The organism is Rhodococcus sp. NPDC057297 (assembly GCF_042667435.1).
Classification (GTDB): domain Bacteria; phylum Actinomycetota; class Actinomycetes; order Mycobacteriales; family Mycobacteriaceae; genus Rhodococcoides.
The window spans coordinates 542,273-563,108 of sequence record NZ_JBHUZE010000004.1 but is presented as its reverse complement, the minus strand read 5'-3'; the positions used below and the strand labels follow the sequence as shown (position 1 = coordinate 563,108).

Annotated in this window: 19 protein-coding genes; 5 read left to right on the top strand and 14 right to left on the bottom strand. The window is 64.6% G+C overall.

Annotation, left to right across the window (positions count from 1 at the left end; genetic code table 11):
* Nucleotides 1-27: 27 nt before the first annotated feature.
* A complete protein-coding gene (locus ACFULT_RS16055) occupies nucleotides 28-999 on the top strand; it encodes a 5'-3' exonuclease (RefSeq protein WP_094721631.1) in 972 nt (323 codons plus the stop codon).
* Nucleotides 1,000-1,044: 45 nt separating this feature from the next.
* Here ACFULT_RS16055 and ACFULT_RS16050 read toward each other — a convergent pair whose 3' ends face one another.
* From ACFULT_RS16050 to pafA, 7 genes are all read right to left on the bottom strand, one after another.
* Nucleotides 1,045-1,935 (bottom strand): DUF4333 domain-containing protein, encoded by an 891-nt coding sequence (locus tag ACFULT_RS16050; RefSeq protein WP_378481875.1) that lies wholly within the window; start codon nucleotides 1,933-1,935, stop codon nucleotides 1,045-1,047.
* Between the two features lie 50 nt (nucleotides 1,936-1,985).
* Nucleotides 1,986-4,715 (bottom strand): DEAD/DEAH box helicase, encoded by a 2,730-nt coding sequence (locus ACFULT_RS16045; RefSeq protein ID WP_378481874.1) that lies wholly within the window; start codon nucleotides 4,713-4,715, stop codon nucleotides 1,986-1,988.
* 9 nt (nucleotides 4,716-4,724) lie between these two features.
* Nucleotides 4,725-5,681 carry a twin-arginine translocase subunit TatC gene (gene tatC, locus ACFULT_RS16040; protein ID WP_037113293.1) on the bottom strand — a complete coding sequence of 319 codons (957 nt, stop codon included), beginning with the start codon at nucleotides 5,679-5,681 and terminating at the stop codon, nucleotides 4,725-4,727.
* 65 nt (nucleotides 5,682-5,746) lie between these two features.
* The gene (tatA, locus tag ACFULT_RS16035; RefSeq protein WP_094721634.1) at nucleotides 5,747-6,010 is read right to left on the bottom strand and encodes a Sec-independent protein translocase subunit TatA; all 264 of its coding nucleotides are present in this window, start codon (nucleotides 6,008-6,010) and stop codon (nucleotides 5,747-5,749) included.
* A gap of 74 nt (nucleotides 6,011-6,084) precedes the next feature.
* Nucleotides 6,085-7,080, bottom strand: a complete 996-nt coding sequence (locus tag ACFULT_RS16030; protein ID WP_037113290.1) for a YafY family protein — start codon at nucleotides 7,078-7,080, stop codon at nucleotides 6,085-6,087.
* Nucleotides 7,077-8,066 (bottom strand): YafY family protein, encoded by a 990-nt coding sequence (locus ACFULT_RS16025; RefSeq protein ID WP_094721635.1) that lies wholly within the window; start codon nucleotides 8,064-8,066, stop codon nucleotides 7,077-7,079. Before ACFULT_RS16025 ends, ACFULT_RS16030 begins: the two co-directional genes overlap by 4 nt.
* Before the next feature lie 54 nt (nucleotides 8,067-8,120).
* The gene (pafA, locus tag ACFULT_RS16020; RefSeq protein ID WP_026347980.1) at nucleotides 8,121-9,479 is read right to left on the bottom strand and encodes a Pup--protein ligase; all 1,359 of its coding nucleotides are present in this window, start codon (nucleotides 9,477-9,479) and stop codon (nucleotides 8,121-8,123) included.
* A 114-nt stretch (nucleotides 9,480-9,593) separates the two neighbouring features.
* Between pafA and ACFULT_RS16015 the strand changes: the two genes are divergently transcribed.
* Nucleotides 9,594-11,063 carry a bifunctional phosphatase PAP2/diacylglycerol kinase family protein gene (locus tag ACFULT_RS16015; RefSeq protein WP_241483921.1) on the top strand — a complete coding sequence of 490 codons (1,470 nt, stop codon included), beginning with the start codon at nucleotides 9,594-9,596 and terminating at the stop codon, nucleotides 11,061-11,063.
* Between the two features lie 93 nt (nucleotides 11,064-11,156).
* On the opposite strand, the gene prcA is transcribed toward ACFULT_RS16015, so the two are convergent.
* The 5 genes from prcA to arc form a co-directional block, all read right to left on the bottom strand.
* Nucleotides 11,157-11,948, bottom strand: a complete 792-nt coding sequence (gene prcA / locus ACFULT_RS16010) for a proteasome subunit alpha (protein WP_037113286.1) — start codon at nucleotides 11,946-11,948, stop codon at nucleotides 11,157-11,159.
* On the bottom strand, nucleotides 11,945-12,844 hold the full coding sequence (gene prcB, locus ACFULT_RS16005) for a proteasome subunit beta (protein ID WP_378481873.1): 900 nt from the start codon (nucleotides 12,842-12,844) through the stop codon (nucleotides 11,945-11,947). The genes prcA and prcB overlap by 4 nt, the downstream gene beginning before the upstream one ends.
* Nucleotides 12,841-13,035 carry a ubiquitin-like protein Pup gene (locus tag ACFULT_RS16000; RefSeq protein WP_019666269.1) on the bottom strand — a complete coding sequence of 65 codons (195 nt, stop codon included), beginning with the start codon at nucleotides 13,033-13,035 and terminating at the stop codon, nucleotides 12,841-12,843. Before ACFULT_RS16000 ends, prcB begins: the two co-directional genes overlap by 4 nt.
* Nucleotides 13,036-13,132: 97 nt before the next feature.
* Nucleotides 13,133-14,632, bottom strand: coding sequence for a depupylase/deamidase Dop (gene dop / locus ACFULT_RS15995; RefSeq protein ID WP_037113284.1), 1,500 nt, complete (start codon nucleotides 14,630-14,632; stop codon nucleotides 13,133-13,135).
* Nucleotides 14,633-14,728: 96 nt separating this feature from the next.
* Nucleotides 14,729-16,501: a proteasome ATPase gene (gene arc / locus ACFULT_RS15990; protein ID WP_037113444.1), complete on the bottom strand. Its 1,773-nt coding sequence runs from the start codon at nucleotides 16,499-16,501 to the stop codon at nucleotides 14,729-14,731.
* A 180-nt stretch (nucleotides 16,502-16,681) separates the two neighbouring features.
* On the opposite strand from arc, the gene ACFULT_RS15985 reads away from it, so the two are divergent.
* On the top strand, nucleotides 16,682-17,182 hold the full coding sequence (locus ACFULT_RS15985; RefSeq protein WP_378481872.1) for a hypothetical protein: 501 nt from the start codon (nucleotides 16,682-16,684) through the stop codon (nucleotides 17,180-17,182).
* A 4-nt stretch (nucleotides 17,183-17,186) separates the two neighbouring features.
* On the opposite strand, the gene ACFULT_RS15980 is transcribed toward ACFULT_RS15985, so the two are convergent.
* Nucleotides 17,187-18,038: a tRNA (adenine-N1)-methyltransferase gene (locus ACFULT_RS15980; protein WP_176460106.1), complete on the bottom strand. Its 852-nt coding sequence runs from the start codon at nucleotides 18,036-18,038 to the stop codon at nucleotides 17,187-17,189.
* Between the two features lie 242 nt (nucleotides 18,039-18,280).
* On the opposite strand from ACFULT_RS15980, the gene ACFULT_RS15975 reads away from it, so the two are divergent.
* Together ACFULT_RS15975 and ACFULT_RS15970 are read left to right on the top strand one after the other, a co-directional pair.
* The gene (locus ACFULT_RS15975) at nucleotides 18,281-19,141 is read left to right on the top strand and encodes a RecB family exonuclease (protein ID WP_094721638.1); all 861 of its coding nucleotides are present in this window, start codon (nucleotides 18,281-18,283) and stop codon (nucleotides 19,139-19,141) included.
* The gene (locus ACFULT_RS15970) at nucleotides 19,120-19,953 is read left to right on the top strand and encodes a thioesterase family protein (protein WP_378481914.1); all 834 of its coding nucleotides are present in this window, start codon (nucleotides 19,120-19,122) and stop codon (nucleotides 19,951-19,953) included. Before ACFULT_RS15975 ends, ACFULT_RS15970 begins: the two co-directional genes overlap by 22 nt.
* Nucleotides 19,954-19,962: 9 nt before the next feature.
* On the opposite strand, the gene hisG is transcribed toward ACFULT_RS15970, so the two are convergent.
* Nucleotides 19,963-20,814, bottom strand: coding sequence for an ATP phosphoribosyltransferase (gene hisG / locus ACFULT_RS15965; RefSeq protein WP_037113276.1), 852 nt, complete (start codon nucleotides 20,812-20,814; stop codon nucleotides 19,963-19,965).
* Nucleotides 20,815-20,836: the final 22 nt, after the last annotated feature.

Sequence of the window (20,836 nt, the reverse complement as noted above, 5' to 3'; positions counted from 1 at the left end):
CCTACAGGCTATCGACGTTTTGGCAAGATGATCCACATGACCGCCCCTGGATCGTCGCCTCTGCTCCTTCTCGACGGAGCCAGCCTGTGGTTTCGCGCTTACTACGCTCTGCCCGAATCGATTACAGCACCCGACGGAACACCGGTGAACGCCGTACGTGGTTTCATCGACATGGTGTCGGCGCTGATGGCCCGCACCGAGCCGAGTCGCCTTGCGGTCTGCCTCGATCTGAACTGGCGACCGCAATTCCGCGTCGATCTGGTGCCGTCGTACAAAGCCCACCGCGTTGCCGAGGCTGCACCCGGTACGCCCGAGAGCGAAGAGGTGCCGGACAGCCTGTCACCGCAGGTCGACCTGATCATGGAGGTGCTCGCCGCGGCGGGCATCGCCACCGCAGGCGCCGAAGGACTGGAGGCGGACGACGTGCTGGGAACCCTCGCGGGGCGGGAGCGGACCGACCCTGTCGTAGTCGTCAGCGGAGATCGGGACCTCCTTCAGGTCGCAGCCGACGAACCCAACCAGGTGAAAGTCCTCTACGTCGGACGGGGTCTGGCGAAAGCCGAACTGTTCGGGCCCGCCGAAGTGGCCGAGAAGTACGGAGTGCCCCTGGATCGTGCAGGTGACGCCTACGCCGAGCTGGCACTGCTACGCGGAGACAGCTCGGACGGTCTGCCGGGAGTCAAAGGCGTCGGCGAGAAAACGGCGTCCACACTCATGCTGAGGTACGGCTCGGTGACCGCGCTGCGTGAGGCTGCCCTCGACCCGTCGTCGGACATGGCGCAGGGTGTTCGAGCCAAACTGGCTGCTGCCGCCGACTATCTCGATGCGGCGCTACCGGTGGTTCGCGTCGTCCGTGACGCCGACGTGGTCTTCTCCCGGTCGGACGTCATTCCGGCCGTCCCCGCCGACGCGGACAAGCTGGCCGAACTCGCCGCTCGACTGGGAATCGAGAACGCCGTAGGCAGACTCACTGCGGCCCTGTCGGTCCACGGGTCCTGAACGTGGGGCCGGCCCGGCCCCACGTGTCGCGACGGGCATTCGACGTCAACGCGGGCGTGACACCTCGTACGTGCCGTCGTCGTCGGTGAACGTCAGCGTCACCGTGCGCTCGAAACCGTCCACCTGAAGAGAACATTCGAACGATGCTCCCTTCTCGATCTTCTTGCCCTCGGGGCACGAGACGTTGCTTACCGACGATGCACCGTAGGTTCCGGTCACGATGTCCTCGACACCGGATTCGGCAGCTGCGGGATCGAGATTCTTGGAACCTCCGAATGCCAACGCGGCTCCGCCGATCACGACGATGGCAGCCACCAGACCACCGATCACGAAATACGGCGTCTTCGACTTGGTACCGCCGGGTGTCTGCTGCGCGGAATTCCACTGATTACCCGGACCCTGCGGCTGACCGGGGTATTGCCCCTGCCCCCACTGCGGTTGTCCCGGATACTGACCGGGCTGCTGGCCAGGCTGCTGACCGTACGGTTGTCCCGGATACTGAGCATTCGGCTGACCGGGCTGACCATAAGACTGGCCTGGATACTGCCCCGGCTGCGGACCTTGCTGCCCCGGCTGGCCGTACTGCTGCCCTGGATACTGAGTGTTGGGCTGGCCCGGATACTGGCTCGGCTGAGCAGGCTGACCGGGGTATCCCGGTTGTTGACCCGGTTGCTGACCGTACGGCTGGGCCGGGTACTGCCCCTGCGGGTATCCGTACTGCCCGTACGCCTGCGGCGGATACTGCCCCTGCGAACCCTGCGAACCCTGCGGATGCGAGCTCGACGTGTCCGGATACGCCTGAGTCGGGTAGGCCGGGGTGGCTCCGCCATCCTGGGTCTGGCCCCACTGCTCCGTGTCCGGGGTGGCACCTTCCGGCTTCCCTTGTTCCCGCGACCACTGGTCGTCGGGGTTGTTCGGACCGTACGGGCCGCTCATCTCGCCTCCACGTGAATTCGATTGACCGGCAGCAACCATATCGGACACGGTTACGCAGCGTCGACTGCTACGACTCCTCGGCGTAATGCCGCGATCGCCCGCGCCGCTGCCTTCGACAACGCGGGATCCGGCGACGCCAGTCGGACCTGATCCAGCAGATCGATCACCTGTCGACACCACCGAACGAAGTCGCCGCCCGACAGTGCTTTTCCGCGATCGCCCGCGGCCATCAACGCGTCGGCGAGCGTGTGGTTGCTTGCCCAGCGGTAGACCGCCTTCACGAATCCCATGTCCGGTTCGCGGGTCTGTGGCAGCTTGTGCCGGATCTCGTCGGAACGCAGCTCGCCCCACACGCGGACCGTCTCTCCCAGCGCATGACGGATCGGCCCGGTCGGGCCCTGCGGGACGGTGTCGCCGACTTCCTGGCGAGACTCGAACACCACGGCGGACACCACCGCGGCCAGTTCGGCCGGCGCGAGCCCTGTCCAGAGACCCTGTCTCAGGCACTCGGACACCAGCAGGTCCGACTCGGAGTAGATGCGGCCGAGCCGCGCCCCGTGTTCGGTCACCGTGGGAGCCGTACCGGAGGTGATGTAGTCGCGCTCCGCGAGGAGGGCCAGAATGCGGTCGAAGGTTCGCGCGAGCGAATTGGTTGTCGCGGATACCTTCTGACGCATCGATTCGGTGTCACGAGCCAGCTTGTTGTAGCGCTCACCGACGCGGCCGAGTTCGTCCCGGTCCGAACGTGAATGAACCGGGTGCGATCGAAGACTCCTACGTAGCGTGGCGAGTTCACTGTCGTCCGCTGCGGTCGACTTGCGCCGACGCCGATCCGACGGAGCCGAGATGCCTGTCGACCGCAACGCCGCCGACAGGTCGCGCCGCGTGCGAGCCGTGCGGTGGTCGATGAACTTCGGCAGACGCATACGACCGAGTGCGTACGCGGCGGACGGGAAATCTGCGGCCGACAGTCTTCCGGCCCACGCGTCTTCGGTCAACACCAGAGGTCGTGGATCGATTCGGTCGTCGTCGGATTCCAACACCACGGCCAACCCGCTGCGCTTGCCGCTGGGTACCGAGACCACGTCGCCGCGTTTGAGCTCGAGCAGAGACTCGACCGCCTGATCTCGGCGGTCCTGCCTGCCCTGACGCTCGAGCAGTCGCTCGCGCTCGGTGAGTCGCTCACGTAGTTTCGCGTACTCGAAATATTCACCGTCGACGCCGCCGAGCCGTTCCAACAGACCGGCGAGAGTCTTGCCGTTGCGGTCGATGCCACGGACCAGACCGACGACCGATCGATCTGCCTGGAATTGTGCGAACGACCGTTCCAGCAACGTCCGTGATTCGGCAGCACCGAACTGCTCGATCAGATTGATCGACATGTTGTATCCCGGGCGGAACGAGCTGCGCAGCGGGAACGTGCGAGTGGATGCGAGACCGGCAACCTCCGTCGGCTCGGTTCCCGGTTGCCACAGCACGACAGCATGTCCTTCGACGTCGATTCCGCGTCGACCGGCACGGCCGGTGAGCTGGGTGTACTCCCCCGGGGTCAACTCCGCGTGAGATTCACCGTTGTACTTGACCAGCTTCTCGAGCACCACGGTGCGCGCGGGCATGTTGATGCCGAGGGCCAGGGTCTCGGTGGCGAACACGGCGCGAACCAAGCCTTTGACGAACAGCTCCTCCACCGTGTGACGGAACACCGGGAGCATGCCCGCGTGATGGGCCGCGAGGCCACGCTCGAGGGCTTCACGCCACTCCCAGTAACCGAGAACCTCGAGATCCTCCCTCGGCAGCTCGGCGGTGTGTTTGTCGATGATGTACCGAATCTCTTCGGCCTGCTCAGGGGTGGTCAACACCAGCCGAGACCGGAGGCACTGCGTCAGCGCGCCGTCGCACCCGGCCCGACTGAAGATGAACGTGATCGCAGGAAGAAGTCCTTCCTCGTCGAGCTTGGAAATGACCTCCGGTCGCGGGAGCGGACGGTTCGCCATGCTCGAACCGCCGGCACGTCCACGGCCCCGTCCCCTGCCGTGCGGCGGTTGCCACCGATCCACGTGGTCGAGCGACTGACGCTGTTTGACGTAGCGAACGAGGTCCTTGTCGACAACGAGCCTCGCCGATCCTTCTCCGCTCTGGGCACGGCTGTCGAACAGGTCGAACAGCCGCCTCCCCACCATGATGTGCTGTGACAGTGGAACCGGCCTGTTTTCGTCGACCACCACGGTGGTGTCACCGCGTACGGTTTCCATCCACGCGCCGAACTCCTCGGCGTTGCTGACGGTCGCGGACAGACTGACGAGCCGAACATCCTGCGACAGATGCAGGATCACTTCCTCCCACACCGCGCCGCGGAACCGATCGGCGAGGTAATGGACTTCATCCATCACGACATGCGAGAGGCCACGCAGCGCGTCCGACGACGCGTACAGCATGTTCCGTAGGACCTCGGTAGTCATCACCACGATGGGAGCATCGGCGTTCACGCTGGAGTCGCCCGTCAGCAGACCCACCGTGTCACGTCCGTAGCGAGCGGTGAGCTCGGCGAACTTCTGATTGCTCAGTGCCTTGATCGGTGTGGTGTAGAAGCACTTTCGACCTGCGGCAAGCGCGAGGTGGACAGCGAACTCGCCGATGATCGTCTTGCCCGCACCCGTCGGGGCGCAGACCAAGACCCCGTGCCCCGACTCGAGCGCGGTACACGCGTCCACCTGGAAACGATCCAACGGAAAATCGAGGTGCCCCGCGAATCGCTGAAGTTCGGACGTCGACACAGTCACACGATCACGTCAGATCGTGTCTGTGAAATCCCGCTCGGGTTGCTTCGGAGGAGTGACCGAAATCGGGGATGCAAGCGGACCAGCGGACTCGATCGACGATGCTTCGTCATCGGATACATCACCCCAATCATCTTTTCTCTTCCGCAACTTACGCTTGTCGTGAATGCGCGCTACTTGCACCGCCATCTCGAACAGCAGCGTGAGTGCAAGAGCAAGAGCAAGCATCGAGAACGGATCCTGGCCGGGTGTCGCGATCGCCGCGAAGACGAACAGACCCATGATGAGTCCGCGTCGCCACGCCTTGAGACGCTCGTACGTCAGTACACCGACGAAGTTCAGGGCCACGACGAGCAGCGGGATTTCGAAGCTCACGCCGAAGATGATCAGCAGATTGATGACGAAACCGAAGTACTGCGCACCGCTCAATGCGGTGATCTGCACGTTGTCACCGATGGACAGCAGGAAGTGCAGGCCCTTGGAGACGATGAAGTACGCCAACACGGCACCGCCGACGAACAGGATGGCAGCAGAGGTCACGAACGAGATCGCGTAGCGACGCTCCTGCTTGTAGAGACCGGGGGTGACGAACGCCCAGATCTGGTACAGCCAGACGGGGCATGCAAGCACGACGCCCGCAGTGAAGGCCACCTTGAACCGCAGCAGGAATTGGTCGAACGGCCCGGTCGCGAGCAACCGGCACTCGTCGAGCCCGCTTGTGTTGCCGCTGAGGTCCGCTCGCAGACTCGGATCGAGCGAGCAGTACGGGCCGCGAAGAAGGTCGCCCAGACTTTCGATTCCGAGAATCGTGTGGGAATACCAGAAGAAGCCGAAGGCCGTGGTGACTGCCATGGCGAGTAGCGACCACATGAGGCGCGTGCGCAACTCGTAGAGATGATCGACCAACGACATGGTGCCGTCGGGATTCAAACGGCGCTTGCTGCGCCTGGGATCGAACGGAATTCGCATACTCTGTCTTCGCTCAGCAGTGAACCGGGGTACTGGTCAGCACCCCGGTTTGCCACGATGTCGCGTCAGGCGGACTTGGAGTCCGGCTGCGACGTCACGCTACCTGTGGCGCGAATGTCGCTGGCCTGCGAGTCGATCTGTGTCGGTGCCGGTGCCGGAGTAGCAGGCGTCTCGGACTTGCCGTCGTTCTGCATTTCCTTGACTTCACTCTTGAAGATTCGAAGCGAGCGACCGAGACCGCGTGCTGCGTCGGGCAGCTTCTTCGAACCGAACAGAATGACGACTACCAAAGCAACGATGGCCCAGTGCCACGGGCTCATGGCTCCCATGTTCTACCTCCCAAGATCAGATGACCCGAGCCTACCCGACGTTTTGCCACGTGGACTCCCTCGTCGCCGTCCGTTTACGGTGCGTTCACACCGGACTTTCCCGACACGACGTCGTCGTACGCCGCCAAGGCCTCGGCGGCCCTGTCCTCCACGCTTCGCTGCAGCTCCGGCGGACCCAAGACCTGCACACCCTCGCCGAATCCCAGCGTGAGACGCGTCATCCACGCGGGTGTCGCAAATCTCATCGTCACCACTATCGATCCGTCGGCCTCGGTGTCCACCACAGTCATCGGGTAGTAGTCCAGGATCCACGCATGACTCGGCAATACACGCAGACGCGCCTGAGGCAGGGACGGGTCGTCGTTGAAGATCTCGAAGCTGTCGTCCTCGTTCGCGCCTTCCGGCGGTGACGCCGGCACCTCGAGTTCCACAGCTCGGTCGATGCGGTCCAACCGGAACAGGCGCACACCTTCCGCGCTGCGGCACCAGGCTTGCAGATAGCTGTGGTCGTCGATCGACACTGTTCGGATCGGATCCACGACCCGCTCGGACACAGCATCGCGCGACGCGGAGTAGTACGTCAGTTCCAATGCGTGCTTGCTTCGCAGAGCTGAGCGAACGGCGGTCGCGATCGGGCTCTCGGGACGGTCGTCGGCAGGTTCCGCGCTTGCGTTTCCGGGAACGTTCGCGCTCGCCGAGCCTGCTGCTTGTTCGATCTTGGCGATAGCGCTCTGCGCAGCGCTCGGGTCGACCATGCCCGGCATCGACGTGAGCGACCGCAACGCCACGAGCAACGCCGTCGCCTCGGTGGACGTCAGCCGCAGAGGGCGGTCGATGCCCGCCGAGAACGTGACTTCGATGCTCTCCTCCGAGAACGACAGATCGATCAGATCACCCGGTCCGTAACCGGGCAGCCCGCACATCCAGAGCTGATTGAGATCGGTCATCAGCGTCGACGTGGACACCCCGAGCTCACGGGCAGCTTCCGCCGCGCTCAAGCCTGGGTTGGCGAGGAAGAACGGAACCATGTTCAGCAGCCGCGCCAGTCGGACCGACAGTCTCGCGCTCATCGCCCGACCACCGGAGCAACCGAACGCAGGGTCGCGATGACATCCGAGCGGAGCTCGGCGGGTTCGAGCACCACCGCGTCGGACCCGTGTCCGGCGATCGACCGGGCGACCCACTCCCACGAACGGACAGGAATCCGGATCACCGACCCGGGCCGTCCACCGATCATGCGATCCTCCACTGCTGTCCCCATCCGGCGCAGCTCCACCGCTCCGCCCTCGGCTACCCACACCGTCGCCGTTCCGTTGACCTCGGCGGTTCCGGCGACACGCGCGACGATCGATTGAACGTCCACGTCATCGGGTTTGCGGATACTTCCCGCCCGACCGAACGTCGTGACGTCGTCTCCGATACGCGACAACCGGAACGTCCTGGTGTCGTTGCGATCGACGTCGTGTCCGACCAGATACCACCGGCCCCGAAACGTGACCACACCCCAGGGCTCGACAGTGCGGGTCGTGTAGGGATCCGTTGCCGAGCTGCGGTGCTGAAACTTCACCGACCGGCCTGCATCGATTGCCGCGAGCAGTGCCCCGAGCGCAGGTTCCGATCCGCGGGTACGCGCCGGAACCGCCGTTACCGACGCCGCCGAGTCTTCCTGATCGACCTGGATTCCGGCGGCACGCAGCTTCACCAACGCGCTCTGCGCCGCGGAGGTCAACTCCGGAGATTCCCACAACTGCACCGCAACCGCGACCGCAGCCGCTTCCTCACGGGAAAGGTCGATTTCCGGGAGCTCGTACGCATCACGATTGATTCGATAGCCTTCGACTCCGAACGTCCCGGCAGAGACCCCGGTCTCCAGGGGTACACCCAGGTCACGGAGTTCGTTCTTGTCACGCTCGAACATGCGACTGAAGGCTTCGTCGCTGCCCGAGTCGCCGTAGCCCGCGACGCTGTCCCTGATCCGTTCGGCCGTCACGAACTGACGTGTCGACAACAGACAGATGACGAGATTCATCAATCGTTCGACTTTGGTGATCGCCACCCCAAGAACCCTAACCGTCCGAGTCGCTTCGGTCGCATCCCGCGCCTACGACCACTACATCGACGCGATCAACCGCTCCACCCGCTCGTCGACGGAGCGGAACGGGTCTTTGCAGAGGACAGTGCGTTGAGCCTGGTCGTTGAGCTTCAGGTGAACCCAGTCGACCGTGAAGTCGCGGCCTGCGTCCTGCGCGGCGGTGATGAATTCACCGCGGAGCTTTGCGCGTGTCGTCTGAGGAGGAAGATCGACGGCCTCGTCGATCTGCTCGTCCTCGGTCAACCTCTTCGCAAGACCCTTGCGCTGGAGCAGGTCGAACACCCCGCGACCACGTTTGATGTCGTGATAGGCCAGATCGAGCTGCGCGATCTTCGGATCGGACAGCTCCATCGAGTATCGATCCTGGTAGCGCTGGAACAGTTTTCGTTTGATGACCCAGTCGATCTCGGTGTCCACCTTCGCGAAGTCCTGAGCCTCCACCGCGTCGAGCGTCCTACCCCACAGGTCCACGACCTGCTCGATCTGAGTGTTGGGCTCGCGTGTTTTCAGATGCTCGACCGCCCTGGCGTAGTACTCCCGCTGGATCTCGAGCGCACTGGCCTGCCGTCCGCCGGCCAGACGAACGGGTCGTCGACCGGTCAGATCGTGGCTGACCTCGCGGATAGCTCGGATGGGATTGTCCAGCGCGAAGTCCCTGAAGGAGACCCCGGCCTCGATCATCTCGAGTACGAGAGCGGCCGTACCGACCTTGAGCATTGTGGTTGTCTCGGCCATATTCGAGTCACCGACGATGACGTGCAATCGGCGGTACTTCTCGGCGTCCGCATGGGGTTCGTCGCGTGTGTTGATGATGGGACGTGACCGGGTGGTCGCCGACGACACACCTTCCCAGATGTGTTCGGCGCGCTGCGACAGGCAGAACGTGGCAGCTTTGGGCGTCTGCAGAATCTTCCCGGCGCCGCAGATGAGCTGGCGAGTGACGAGGAACGGCAGCAGCACATCCGAGATCCGCGAGAACTCCCCCGCTCGCTGGACCAGGTAATTCTCGTGGCAGCCGTATGAATTGCCGGCCGAGTCGGTGTTGTTCTTGAACAGATAGATGTCCCCGCCGATACCTTCCTCGGCGAGTCGCTGTTCGGCGTCGATCAGCAGGTCCTCGAGGACTCGTTCACCCGCCCTGTCGTGAGTGACCAACTGCAGCAGACTGTCGCACTCGGCCGTCGCGTACTCGGGATGCGACCCGACATCGAGGTACAGGCGCGCACCGTTGCGGAGGAACACGTTGGAGCTACGGCCCCAGGACACGACCCGGCGGAAGAGGTAGCGGGCCACCTCGTCCGGGCTCAGCCGCCTGTGACCGTGAAAGGTACAGGTGACACCGAACTCGGTCTCGATGCCCATGATTCGTCGCTGCACACTTCGACAGTACAACGCAGACGCGCCGATGGAGCGTTCGAACGATGCACGGGGAAATGTGTCGGTTCCCGCGGGCTGCCTGCCGGCAGGAACGACCGCCTCTAGGCTGGGGTGGTGACCGAGACATCCCCCTCCTTGCCCGATCGCATCCACGCCTGGGATGTCGGATTGTTCGACCGGACCGCAGCCAGTCGTGCATCCGTCGCCGATCCGATTCTCCGAAACCTGAGTACGGCGGCCAATCACAGCGGCTTGTGGATCGCGGCATCGGGAGTGCTGGCGAGCAAGCGGGGTCCGACTCGTCGCGGAGCGGTACGTGGGTTGATGGCCGTGGCGGTAGCGAGTGCAGTGGCGAACGGTGTCCTCAAGCCTGCGTTTCCCCGAAGCCGTCCTGGTTTCGAGAGGACCCCCTTCGTCCGCCGAGTGTTGTCACCGCCCGTGTCGTCTTCTTTTCCCTCCGGCCACTCCGCGTCAGCGGCTGCCTTCGTCACCGGCGTGGCGCTCGAATCTCCGCTCGCTGCAGCCGCTTTGGCTCCGGTGGCCGCAGCGGTGTGCTACTCGCGCGTACACACCGGGGTTCACTGGCCGACGGACGTGGTTGCCGGTGCCGCACTCGGTGCCGGAATCGCCCTGTCGACGCGCCGGTGGTGGGCCGTACGCACGGAAGAACCCGCTGAGCTCGGCCGATCCGTAGCCGCGCCGCAGCTTCCGCGCGGCAAGAACATGCTGATCATGATCAACCCCGGATCGGGTTCCGATGACACGATCGAGGACGACATCCGAGGCCTACTGCCGGACGCCGACCTGTTCCGGCCCGACACCGACGGGGACTTCACCACACAGCTCGAGGACCGTATCGCCTCGACGTCCCCCACGGCACTCGGCGTCTGCGGCGGTGACGGCACCATCGTCAGCGTGGCCGAATCCGCCGCGCGGCACGATCTCCCACTCGCGGTGTTCCCGGGCGGAACGCTCAACCATTTCGCGCACGACGCCGGGGTTGCCGACGTCGACGCCACCGCACGCAGCATCGAGAACGGAACAGCCGACCGTGTCGATCTCGCCTACGTCGTCGTGGACAGCCAGGATCGGATCTCGTTCGTCAACACCGCGACGTTCGGCGGATACCCGGACTCCGTGCGACTGCGGGAGAAACTGCAGGAGCGAATCGGTAAATGGCCTGCTGCTGCCGTCGCGATGATACGAGTTCTCGCCCGCGCCCAACCGATGCAAATCGAGTTGGACGGCCGTCGGCAGGCAGTGTGGATGCTGTTCGTCGGCAACGGCCAGTACGAGCCCACCGACCGGGTTCCTATGTCCAGGCCGTCGATAGGTTCCGGCACGCTGGATCTGAGGTACCTACCCTCGACTCCGTTCCTGTCGCGCACCCGACTCGTCCTGGCCGCGCTCACCGGAACGCTCGGATCGTCGTCGACGTACGTCCACTCGTCGGTTCATTCGCTGAAGGTCGAAGTCGAGGGCCCCGACGTTGCGCTTGCCACCGACGGCGAAGTCACCGCGGACGGCCGCACGTTCGAATTCGGAGTCGACGAGAACGGCCTCGCGCTCTACCGAGATCGATAGCGCACGAGGCCGCCAGGCCCGAAGGTGAAGGCAGGCTCCACTCCCGGGTTTACTCAGGTCATTCCGCGGGCTCCACTCCCGGGTTTACTCAGGTCATTCCGCCGGCTCCACTCCCGGCTGCCCGGGCGAGGGTTCCGGGTCGGCGGCATCGCGCCGAGGAAGCATGTCCTGCAACGCTGCTCCGGCGATGCGCCTGAACGCGCGCCTGGGCCGTCCTTGATCCAGGACGGCGACCTCGAGGGCGCTGACCTCGAGCACCTTCTTCTCCGGCTCCGTGCCACCCTGTGCCGCCGGCGACGTGGCCGGTGCTGCGCCCGCCTCGAGTGCGGCAACCGAGATCTTCACAGCCGACGCCAAGTCGAGCCCGGTCCGGTAGGACTCCTTGAGGGCGGTGACGATCGGCTCGGTCGTGCCGCCCATGACCACGAAGTCCTGCTCGTCGACGATCGATCCGTCGTAGGTGATCCGGTAGAGCTGGCTGGCGACCGGTTCGTCGGAATGGGACACCTCGGCGACGCAGATCTCCACCTCGTAGGGCTTGAGCTGTTCGGTGAAGATGGTTCCGAGCGCCTGGGCGTACGTCTTCGCCAGGGATCGGCCCGTCACGTCGCGTCGGTCGTAGGTGTAGCCCTTGGTGTCCGCGTGGAGAATACCTGCCTTGCGCAGGTTCTCGAACTCGTTGTACTTCCCCACCGCAGCGAACCCGAGGCGGTCGTAGAGCTCACTCACCTTGTGCAGCGCCGAAGACCGGTTCTCCGCGACGAACAGCACCCCGTCCGCGAAGGAGAGCACGATGACGCTTCTACCGCGGGCGATGCCCTTGCGCGCAAGCTCGGAGCGATCGCGCATGATCTGCTCGGCTGACGCGTAGTACGGCATGGTCATGACGCAGTCCCCCCTTCGATCGTGCGGTCGGCGATGACGGCGCGAGCTGCGGCCGAGATGCGATCCTCGGCCACTTCGTCGGCGCCGACGCTGGTGATGGTCACCGCGGTCGGGTAGATACCGCGGGTGACGTCTGGTCCACCCGTCGCGGAGTCGTCGTCCGCCGCGTCGAACAGCGATTCCACGGCCGCCCGCAACGCGTCGTCCTCGCTCAGCCCGGGGGCGTAGAGCTTCTTGAGTGCCGACTTCGCGAACAGCGAACCGGACCCGACCGCGTGATACCCCGACCGTTCTTCGTAACGTCCGCCGACGACGTCGTAGGACACGATGCGACCGGCGCGATCGGGATCGGCGATGTCCACGTCGAAACCGACGAGCAACGGCACCGCGGCCAGACCCTGCATCGCCGCACCGAGGTTGCTCCGCACCATCGACGACAGCTTGTTCGCCTTGCCGTTGAACGTCAGCGGCACGCCCTCGATCTTCTCGTAATGCTCGAGTTCGACCGCGAACAGACGAACGAGTTCGATGGCGATACCCGCCGTTCCGGCGATGCCGGCGGCCGAGAACTCATCCGTGACGAACACCTTCTGCATGTCTCTGTTGGCAATCAAATTGCCTTGCGTGGCACGGCGATCACCGGCGATGAGCACGCCACCGGCGTACGTCACCGCCACGATCGTCGTGCCGTGCGGTGCCAAGTCCGAGTGCACCGGATTTCCTCCGCGGTCGCTCGTGAGGCCCTGCTCGTCCAGACCGCCGGAGAACTGCATCCGGCTCTCGGGGAGGAGATGCGGGGCGTGATCACGCAGATGGTCGGTGAACGAGGAGTGATGCGAGCCGAACGCCGGCAGAAAATCGGCCGCCGAGGGGTTCGCGCTGCGATCCACCGTCACTGGCCGCCCTTCTGAACGTAGGCGCGGACGAAGTCCTCTGCGTTTTCCTCGAGCACATCGTCGATCTCGTCGAGGAGGTCGTCGGTCTCTTCGGCCAACTTCTCGCGTCGTTCCTGACCGCCACCGGCCTCGCCGGGAACCTCGTCGTCGCCGTCACCACCGCCAGAGCGTCGTGTCTGCTCCTGAGCCATAGTCGTCGACCTCCTTACGTCATCGCAGTACCTGCTCGGACCTTCACCCTACCGATCACAGAGCGTCCTGGGGCGTCAAGACGCGACGGCAATCGACTCAGGACGTGAGTTGGTCCACCAGTTCCGCCGCGGTGTCCACGCTTTCCAGCAGTTCGCCGACATGAGATTTGCTTCCACGCAGCGGTTCCAACGTCGGAATTCGCACCAGCGAGTCGCCGCCGAGATCGAAGATCACCGAATCCCAACTCGCAGCCGCGATATCGGCGCCGAACTTACGCAACACCTCGCCTCGGAAGTACGCGCGCGTGTCGGACGGCGGAGTCGAGACGGCGTCGAGCACCTGCTGTTCGGTGACCAGCCGTTCCATCGACCCGCGCGCGACGAGCCGGTTGTACAGCCCCTTGTCCAACCGAACGTCCGAGTACTGGAGGTCGACCAGATGCAGTCGCGGCGCCGACCACCCGAGGCCTTCGCGCTGACGGAACCCTTCGAGCAGGCGCAGTTTGGCGGGCCAGTCCAGCAGGTTCGCGCACTCCATCGGATCGCGTTCGAGGAGGTCGAGAACCATGGCCCACTTGTCCAGGATGTCCGCGACGCGAGGATCGTTCTTGCCCTCGCCTGCAACGAACTTCGCCACCCTCTGGTGATAGATCCGCTGCAACGCGAGGGCGGTCAGCTCCCGTCCGTCCGTCAGTGCGACTGTCTGACGAAGCGTCGGGTCGTGGCTGATCTGGTGAACCGCGGTGACCGGCCGTGCGAGCTGCAGATCGGACAGATCGACGCCGGCTTCGATGATGTCGAGGACCAGCGCCGTGGTGCCCACCTTGAGGTACGTGGCCATCTCCGCGAGGTTGGCGTCGCCGATGATGCAATGCAGCCTGCGGTACTTGTCCGCGTCCGCGTGCGGCTCGTCTCGAGTATTGATGATCCCGCGCTTCAGCGTCGTCTCCAGACCGACCTCGACCTCGATGTAGTCCGCTCGTTGCGACAACTGGAACCCGGACTCGTCACCGGACTGGCCGATGCCCACACGACCGGAGCCGGTGATGACCTGGCGGGAGGCGAAGAACGGCGACAGCCCGGCGATGACGGCCGAGAACGGAGTCGCGCGAGACATGAGGTAGTTCTCGTGGGTGCCGTAGGACGCGCCCTTGCCGTCCACGTTGTTCTTGTACAGCTGCAAGCGCGGTGCACCGGGAACACTCGACGCGTGCCGCGCCGCGGCCTCCATCACGCGTTCGCCTGCCTTGTCCCAGATCACCGCGTCAAGCGGGTCGCGAACCTCGGGTGCCGAGTACTCGGGATGCGCGTGGTCGACGTACAGACGGGCGCCGTTGGTGAGGATCATGTTCGCGGCGCCGACCTCGTCGGCGTCGATGACGGGAGCAGGCCCACTGAAACGACCGAGGTCGAATCCGCGCGCATCACGAAGCGGCGACTCCACCTCGTAGTCCCACCGAGTTCGCTTCGCCCGCGGAACTCCCGCGGCCGCCGCGTACGCGAGCACCGCCTGGGTCGAGGTGAGGATCGGGTTGGCCGTGGGTTCGGTCGGGGACGAGATTCCGTACTCGACCTCGATACCGATGATGCGCTCCATGGCCCCGAGCCTAGGTGATCGCGCCGTCCGCCATTGGAACCGACGCTGCCCGCGACCGCCACAGCGGTCGCGGGCAGCGTCGAACGCCTCGAATCCCTACAAGTACTGGCCGGTGTTCGACTCGGTGTCGATTGCCCGCGACGCACTGGCGTTCTTGCCTGTGACCAGCGTCCGGATGTAGACGATGCGCTCGCCCTTCTTGCCCGAGATTCGCGCCCAGTCGTCCGGATTGGTCGTGTTGGGCAGGTCCTCGTTCTCCGCGAACTCGTCGACGATGGAGTCGAACAGGTGTTGAACCCGCAGACCCGGATTACCGGACTCAAGAACCGATTTGATCGCGTACTTCTTGGAGCGGTCGACGATGTTCTGGATCATTGCACCCGAGTTGAAGTCCTTGAAGTACAGAACTTCCTTGTCTCCGTTGGCGTAGGTGACCTCGAGGAACCTGTTGTCCTCGCTCTCGGCGTACATGCGGTCCACGACGCGTTCGATCATCGCGCGGATGCACGAGGTCCGGTCGCCGCCGAACTCGGCAAGATCGTCGGCGTTGACCGGCAACGAGTCCGTCAGGTACTTGGAGAAGATGTCCTGCGCGGACTCGGCGTCCGGACGTTCGATCTTGATCTTGACATCGAGACGCCCCGGGCGAAGGATCGCCGGATCGATCATGTCCTCGCGGTTGGACGCACCGATCACGATGACGTTCTCCAGCCCCTCCACACCGTCGATCTCGGCGAGAAGCTGCGGGACGACCGTCGTCTCGACGTCCGAGGACACACCGGAACCACGCGTACGGAAGATCGAGTCCATCTCGTCGAAGAACACGATCACCGGCGTGCCCTCGGAGGCCTTCTCGCGCGCACGCTGGAAGATCAACCGAATGTGCCGTTCGGTCTCGCCGACGAACTTGTTGAGCAGCTCGGGGCCCTTGATGTTGAGGAAGAACGACTTGGCTTCCTTGGCATCCTGACCGCGCGCCTCGGCGATCTTCTTCGCGAGCGAGTTGGCGACGGCCTTGGCGATCAGAGTCTTGCCGCAGCCGGGCGGGCCGTACAGCAGAACGCCTTTCGGAGGCCTGAGCGAGTACTCGCGGAAGAGGTCCTTGTGCAGAAACGGCAACTCGACGGCGTCTCGGATCTGCTCGATCTGGCGACCGAGACCACCGATGTCCTCGTAGCCGACGTCCGGAACCTCCTCGAGCACCAAGTCCTCGACCTCGGCCTTGGGGACCCGCTCGAAGGCGTATCCGGCCTTCGTGTCGACGAGCAGCGAGTCACCGGGACGCAGCTTGCGCGACGGTTCGTCGGGGTCGTCGATGCCCTCGTCGTTCGCCATGTCGACGAGCGGCTTGGCGAGCCACACCACGCGTTCCTCGTCGGCATGACCGACGACCAATGCCCGCGAACCGTCTCCGAGAAGTTCACGGAGCGTGCTGATCTCGCCGACCTGTTCGAAGGAACCGGCCTCGACGATGGTGAGTGCCTCGTTGAGCCGTACCGTCTGACCCGCTGCCAACGACGACGACTCGACGTTGGGTGAGCACGCAAGGCGCATCTTCCGGCCGGATGTGAAGACGTCGACGGTGTCGTCCTCGTGAACAGCCATGAGAATGCCGTAGCCGCTGGGCGGTTGACCCAGCCGGTCGACTTCCTCGCGCAGTGCGATCAACTGCTGACGAGCTTCCTTGAGCGTGTCCATCAATTTGGAGTTGCGCAGCGACAGCGAGTCGATGCGGGACTCCAGTTCACGGACGCGCTCCGGCGATTCTCCGAGCCCACCGAGCTGACGCCTCAGCGACGCCGCCTCGGCACGTAGCTCCTCGAGTTCCGCCCGGGCCGCAGCCGAATCCGGATTGTCTGTTGAGCTCATGAGCGACTCCTCCCAGTGAAGATCAGTCAACGCTACCGGCAGTTTCACGAATGTGCGTGTGGACACGTTCGAGCGCCCCGCACTTGTGACCGATCGGTTGCACCCCGGACAGGCGAATCGGCCATGTTAGCCTCACCTGACCGACCCGGTCCGACGCTATCTCGAAATGGGGCTTCACCAGTGAACAAGCGCATCACCTCGGCGTTCGCGGCTGCTGCTGCCACCGCGCTGCTCGTCACCGGCTGCGGTGGAAGCGATGATTCCGATCACGCCGATCACAGTTCGGAATCCGCCGCTGCGTCGACCACCGACGCGGCAGCGACGACGGCCGGCGCCGCGGTCGCTGCTCCGACGACGGCGGAACTCACCGACTCGTTGACCCTCATCGTTGCTCCCGATGTCGACGCCGCCACCAAGGCCGCGGAGATCGAGAACGGGCAGGAGCGGATCGCGAACCTGGAACAGATGACGGCTGCGCTCGCGAACTACGGCGAGATCACGTTCGACGTGTCGGAGCCGACGGTGGAGGGCGAAACTGCCACCGCGGCCGTTGCCATCGCGACGCCGCGAGGAACAGCGGCACCCTCGCCCAACACCTGGGTTCTGATCGACGGCAAGTGGAAGGTCTCCGACGCATCCGCGTGCGCGCTGCTCGCCATGGGACAGGCGCCCTGCGTCTAGCGCGTCAGCCCTTGCCGGAGCGACGCTGAGGCTTCGGAGTCACCGTGCCCGCCGCAAGTTTGCGTGCACTGACGAGGAACGCGGTGTGCCCCTGCATCCGATGTTCGGGGCGCACCGCCAAGCCGACGACGTGCCACCCTCGCACGATCGACTCCCACGATCTGGGCTCGGTCCAGCATTCCTGCCCGCGGAGGGTCTCGACGACCTTCGACAACTGCGTGACCGTCGCGACGTACACGATCAGCACTCCCCCGGGCACGAGCGCGTCGGCGACGGCAGGGAGCGCATCCCATGGCGCGAGCATGTCCAGAACGACCCGGTCCACCGTCTCCCCGGGGTGGTCCGCCCCGAAACGGTCGATGTCCGCGACGGTCAGTTCCCAGTTGGGCGGACGCTCACCGAAGAAGGTCTCGACGTTCTTCACCGCGTAGTCGGCGTGGTCCTGACGGATCTCGTAGGAGATGACCTTGCCCTCCGCACCGACGGCGCGCAGCAGCGAGCACGTCAGCGCACCGGAACCGGCCCCAGCCTCGAGCACTCGCGCACCGGGAAACACGTCTCCCTCGTGCACTATCTGCGCAGCGTCCTTCGGATAGATCACCTGCGCGCCGCGTGGCATCGACAGAACGTAATCGGTGAGCAGCGGTCGCAGCGCCAGGTACGGGGTGCCGTTTACCGAGGTGACGACGCTTCCCTCGTCCGCACCGATGAGTGCGTCGTGGGTGATTCCGCCGCGGTGCGTGTGGAATTCCTTGCCCGCGTCGAGAACGACGGTGTAGTGCCTGCCCTTGCCGTCGGTGAGCTGGACGCGGTCGCCGACGCGGAACGGACCACTGCGCGCCGGTCCCGTGGACAGCGCCTGGGTGTCGTCTGTCTCCGACTGCGCCCCTGTCTCCGACTGAGTCTCGGGAGCCTGTGTCGACGGTTCAGCAGTCCCGAACACGCTTTCGTCCGAAGACTCCGAAAACCCGGAAGACACAGCCGACTACCTCTTTCGTATTGCAGAACAGATCCGGTGGGCCCGGCGGGCCGACACTCGGCCGCCTAAGACTACGGCCTTGCGTGAATCTGTCGGTCCACGGGCTTAGTCTGCAGAGCGTGAGTATCACCGATGTGCCTGCACCACCCGTCCGAACCGGCTCCACCAGCTCGACCCGACGGAGCGCACCGGCCCTGTCACCGTCCCGCGCGGGTGACTACAAGCAGTGCCCGCTGTTGTACCGCTTCCGTGCGATAGATCGGATACCGGAGAGATCGACGACGGCGCAGGTCAAGGGGACGGTGGTGCACGCCGCACTGGAGGCGCTCTACGGAATGCCCAGCGAGAGAAGACATTCGAAGACGGCTGTCGGTCTCGTCGACGCCGCGTGGGATCGTGTGTGCGCCGAATCTCCTGATGTCGCGGACACGGTCGTCGGTGACGAGCGCAGCGCTCTACTGGACCAGGCTCGGAACCTGGTCGCCGGGTATTACGAGATGGAAGATCCCACTCGATTCGATCCGGAGTCCTGCGAGCAACGGGTCGAGATCGACCTGGAGGACGGTACTCCGCTTCGAGGTTTCATCGACCGAATCGATGTCGCGCCCAACGGAATGGTTCGCGTCGTGGACTACAAGACGGGTAAGGCCCCTCGGGAGTTCACCGAGGCGAAGGCGCTGTTCCAGATGAAGTTCTATGCGCTCGTGGTCATGCGTCTGCGCGGAATCGTCCCGGCGCAACTGAAGCTGATGTATCTGGCGGACAAGCAATCACTCACCTATACCCCGGACGAGGGTGAGTTGATCAGGTTCGAGCGGATGCTCTCGGCGATCTGGAAAGCCATCGTCGCCGCAGGCAAGTCGGGCGATTTCCAGCCCAAACGCGGAAAGCTGTGCGGCTGGTGCGATCACCAAGCGCTGTGTCCTGAATTCGGCGGCACTCCCCCTGCGTATCCGGGCTGGCCGGAGGCACGGTCGTGACCGGGATTCCCGACGCGTTCTTCGTGCCGGTCGGAGAAACTGAACCGGGCACCGAACGGTTCTCGAGTACCGAGCGGACGACGAGTCTCTGGGCGCCGACCATGCAGCACGGCGCTCCGCCGTCGGCTCTTCTGCTGCGAGCTCTCGAGCGCGTAGCTGCTCGGTCCGACGTTCGGGTGACGCGGGTGGTGGTCGAACTGCTCGGCCCCGTTCCCATCACGGACATCGTCGTGAAGTCCTGGGTCGAGCGACCAGGTAAGAACATCGAACTCGTCGCTGCCGAGCTGTGGGCAACCACCGCAACCGGGGTGGAGCGGGCAGTCGCGCGCGGAACAGCGTGGCGGATGACGACGGAAGACACCGCCGCCGTCACTCATGCGGCGGACCAGCGGCTGGCGCCGTTGTCGGACGCCTCGTTGCATTCGTGGGGAGGGCGATGGAAGTCCGGGTACCTAGACAACATCGAGGTCCAGGCACTCGGAAACGTCGGCGCCGACGGACCGGGCCTCGTCTGGGCGCGCCCGAAGACCGCTCTGATCCTCGGTGAAACCATGACCCCGCTCGAGCGTCTGTTCTCCATCGCCGACATCGCCAACGGGGTCGGTGCATCACTGGACCTCGACCAGTGGACCTTCCTGAACACGGACCTCACAGTGCACGTGTTCAGGATCCCGGAGGGAGAGTGGGTAGGTGTCGCGGCCGAGACCTCCGTGGGTCCGGACGGGGTGGCCATGTCCGCCGGCGTTCTTCACGACGAGCACGGACCGGTCGGGCGCATCGCCCAGACCGTGCTGGTCCGTCCCCGTTCCTGACCGTACCGGTCAGAACGCCCTGCAGGACCGAATGTCCGACGCGAGAATGGCTTTCGCGCCGAGGTCGGCAAGATCATCCATGACGGTGTTGTGAACCTTGCGAGAGACCATGGCACGCACGGCAATCCAGTTCTCGTCAGCCATGGGCGACAGCGTCGGGGACTCGATTCCGGGCGTGATCTTGACGGCCTCGTCGAGAATTGCCTTGGGGCAGTCGTAGTCCAGCATCAGATACTGCTGCGCGAACACGACGCCCTGGACGCGAGCGATGAGCTGCTTGCGTGTCTTGTCGGATCGATCGCTGCCCTCACGTTCGATGAGCACGCCCTCGGAATCGCAGAGCGATTCGCCGAATGCCACGAGATTGTTCTGGCGAAGAGAGCGGCCGGATTCCACGACGTCGGCGATGGCGTCGGCGACGCCGAGTTGGATCGAGATCTCCACGGCACCGTCGAGGCGGATGACCGTTGCTTCCAACCCTCGAGCCGCCAGGTCGGCCTTGACGAGGTTCGGGTACGACGTGGCGATACGCAGACCGTTCAGGTCTGCCGTGGACCACTCCTTTCCCTGTGGTCCCGCGTACCGAAAGGTGGAGCGGCCGAATCCGAGGCCGAGCAATTCTTCCACCGGCGCTCCGGAATCGAGCGCGAGGTCGCGGCCGGTGATGCCCAGGTCGAGTTGACCCGATCCGACGTAGATCGCGATGTCCTTGGGACGGAGAAAGAAGAATTCGACGCCGTTCGCATTGTCGAGGACGGTCAGGTCCTTCGAGTCGCTGCGGCGACGATAGCCGGCCTCCTTGAGGATTTCGGCTGCTGACTCGGAGAGGGCGCCCTTGTTGGGAACTGCTACACGCAACATTGCGAGGTCCTTAGATCGGAAA

Bases quoted from the DNA above. Each gene is read 5' to 3' on its own strand.
- tatA (WP_094721634.1), bottom strand. From the start codon at position 6,010: ATGGGAGCCATGAGCCCGTGGCACTGGGCCATCGTTGCTTTGGTAGTC.
- hisG (WP_037113276.1), bottom strand. From the start codon at position 20,814: ATGTTGCGTGTAGCAGTTCCCAACAAGGGCGCCCTCTCCGAGTCAGCA.
- dop (WP_037113284.1), bottom strand. From the start codon at position 14,632: ATGGAGCGCATCATCGGTATCGAGGTCGAGTACGGAATCTCGTCCCCG.
- arc (WP_037113444.1), bottom strand. From the start codon at position 16,501: ATGAGCTCAACAGACAATCCGGATTCGGCTGCGGCCCGGGCGGAACTC.
- ACFULT_RS16055 (WP_094721631.1), top strand. From the start codon at position 28: ATGATCCACATGACCGCCCCTGGATCGTCGCCTCTGCTCCTTCTCGAC.
- ACFULT_RS16030 (WP_037113290.1), bottom strand. From the start codon at position 7,080: ATGAGCGCGAGACTGTCGGTCCGACTGGCGCGGCTGCTGAACATGGTT.
- prcA (WP_037113286.1), bottom strand. From the start codon at position 11,948: ATGACCATGCCGTACTACGCGTCAGCCGAGCAGATCATGCGCGATCGC.
- tatC (WP_037113293.1), bottom strand. From the start codon at position 5,681: ATGCGAATTCCGTTCGATCCCAGGCGCAGCAAGCGCCGTTTGAATCCC.
- ACFULT_RS16050 (WP_378481875.1), bottom strand. From the start codon at position 1,935: ATGAGCGGCCCGTACGGTCCGAACAACCCCGACGACCAGTGGTCGCGG.
- ACFULT_RS16000 (WP_019666269.1), bottom strand. From the start codon at position 13,035: ATGGCTCAGGAGCAGACACGACGCTCTGGCGGTGGTGACGGCGACGAC.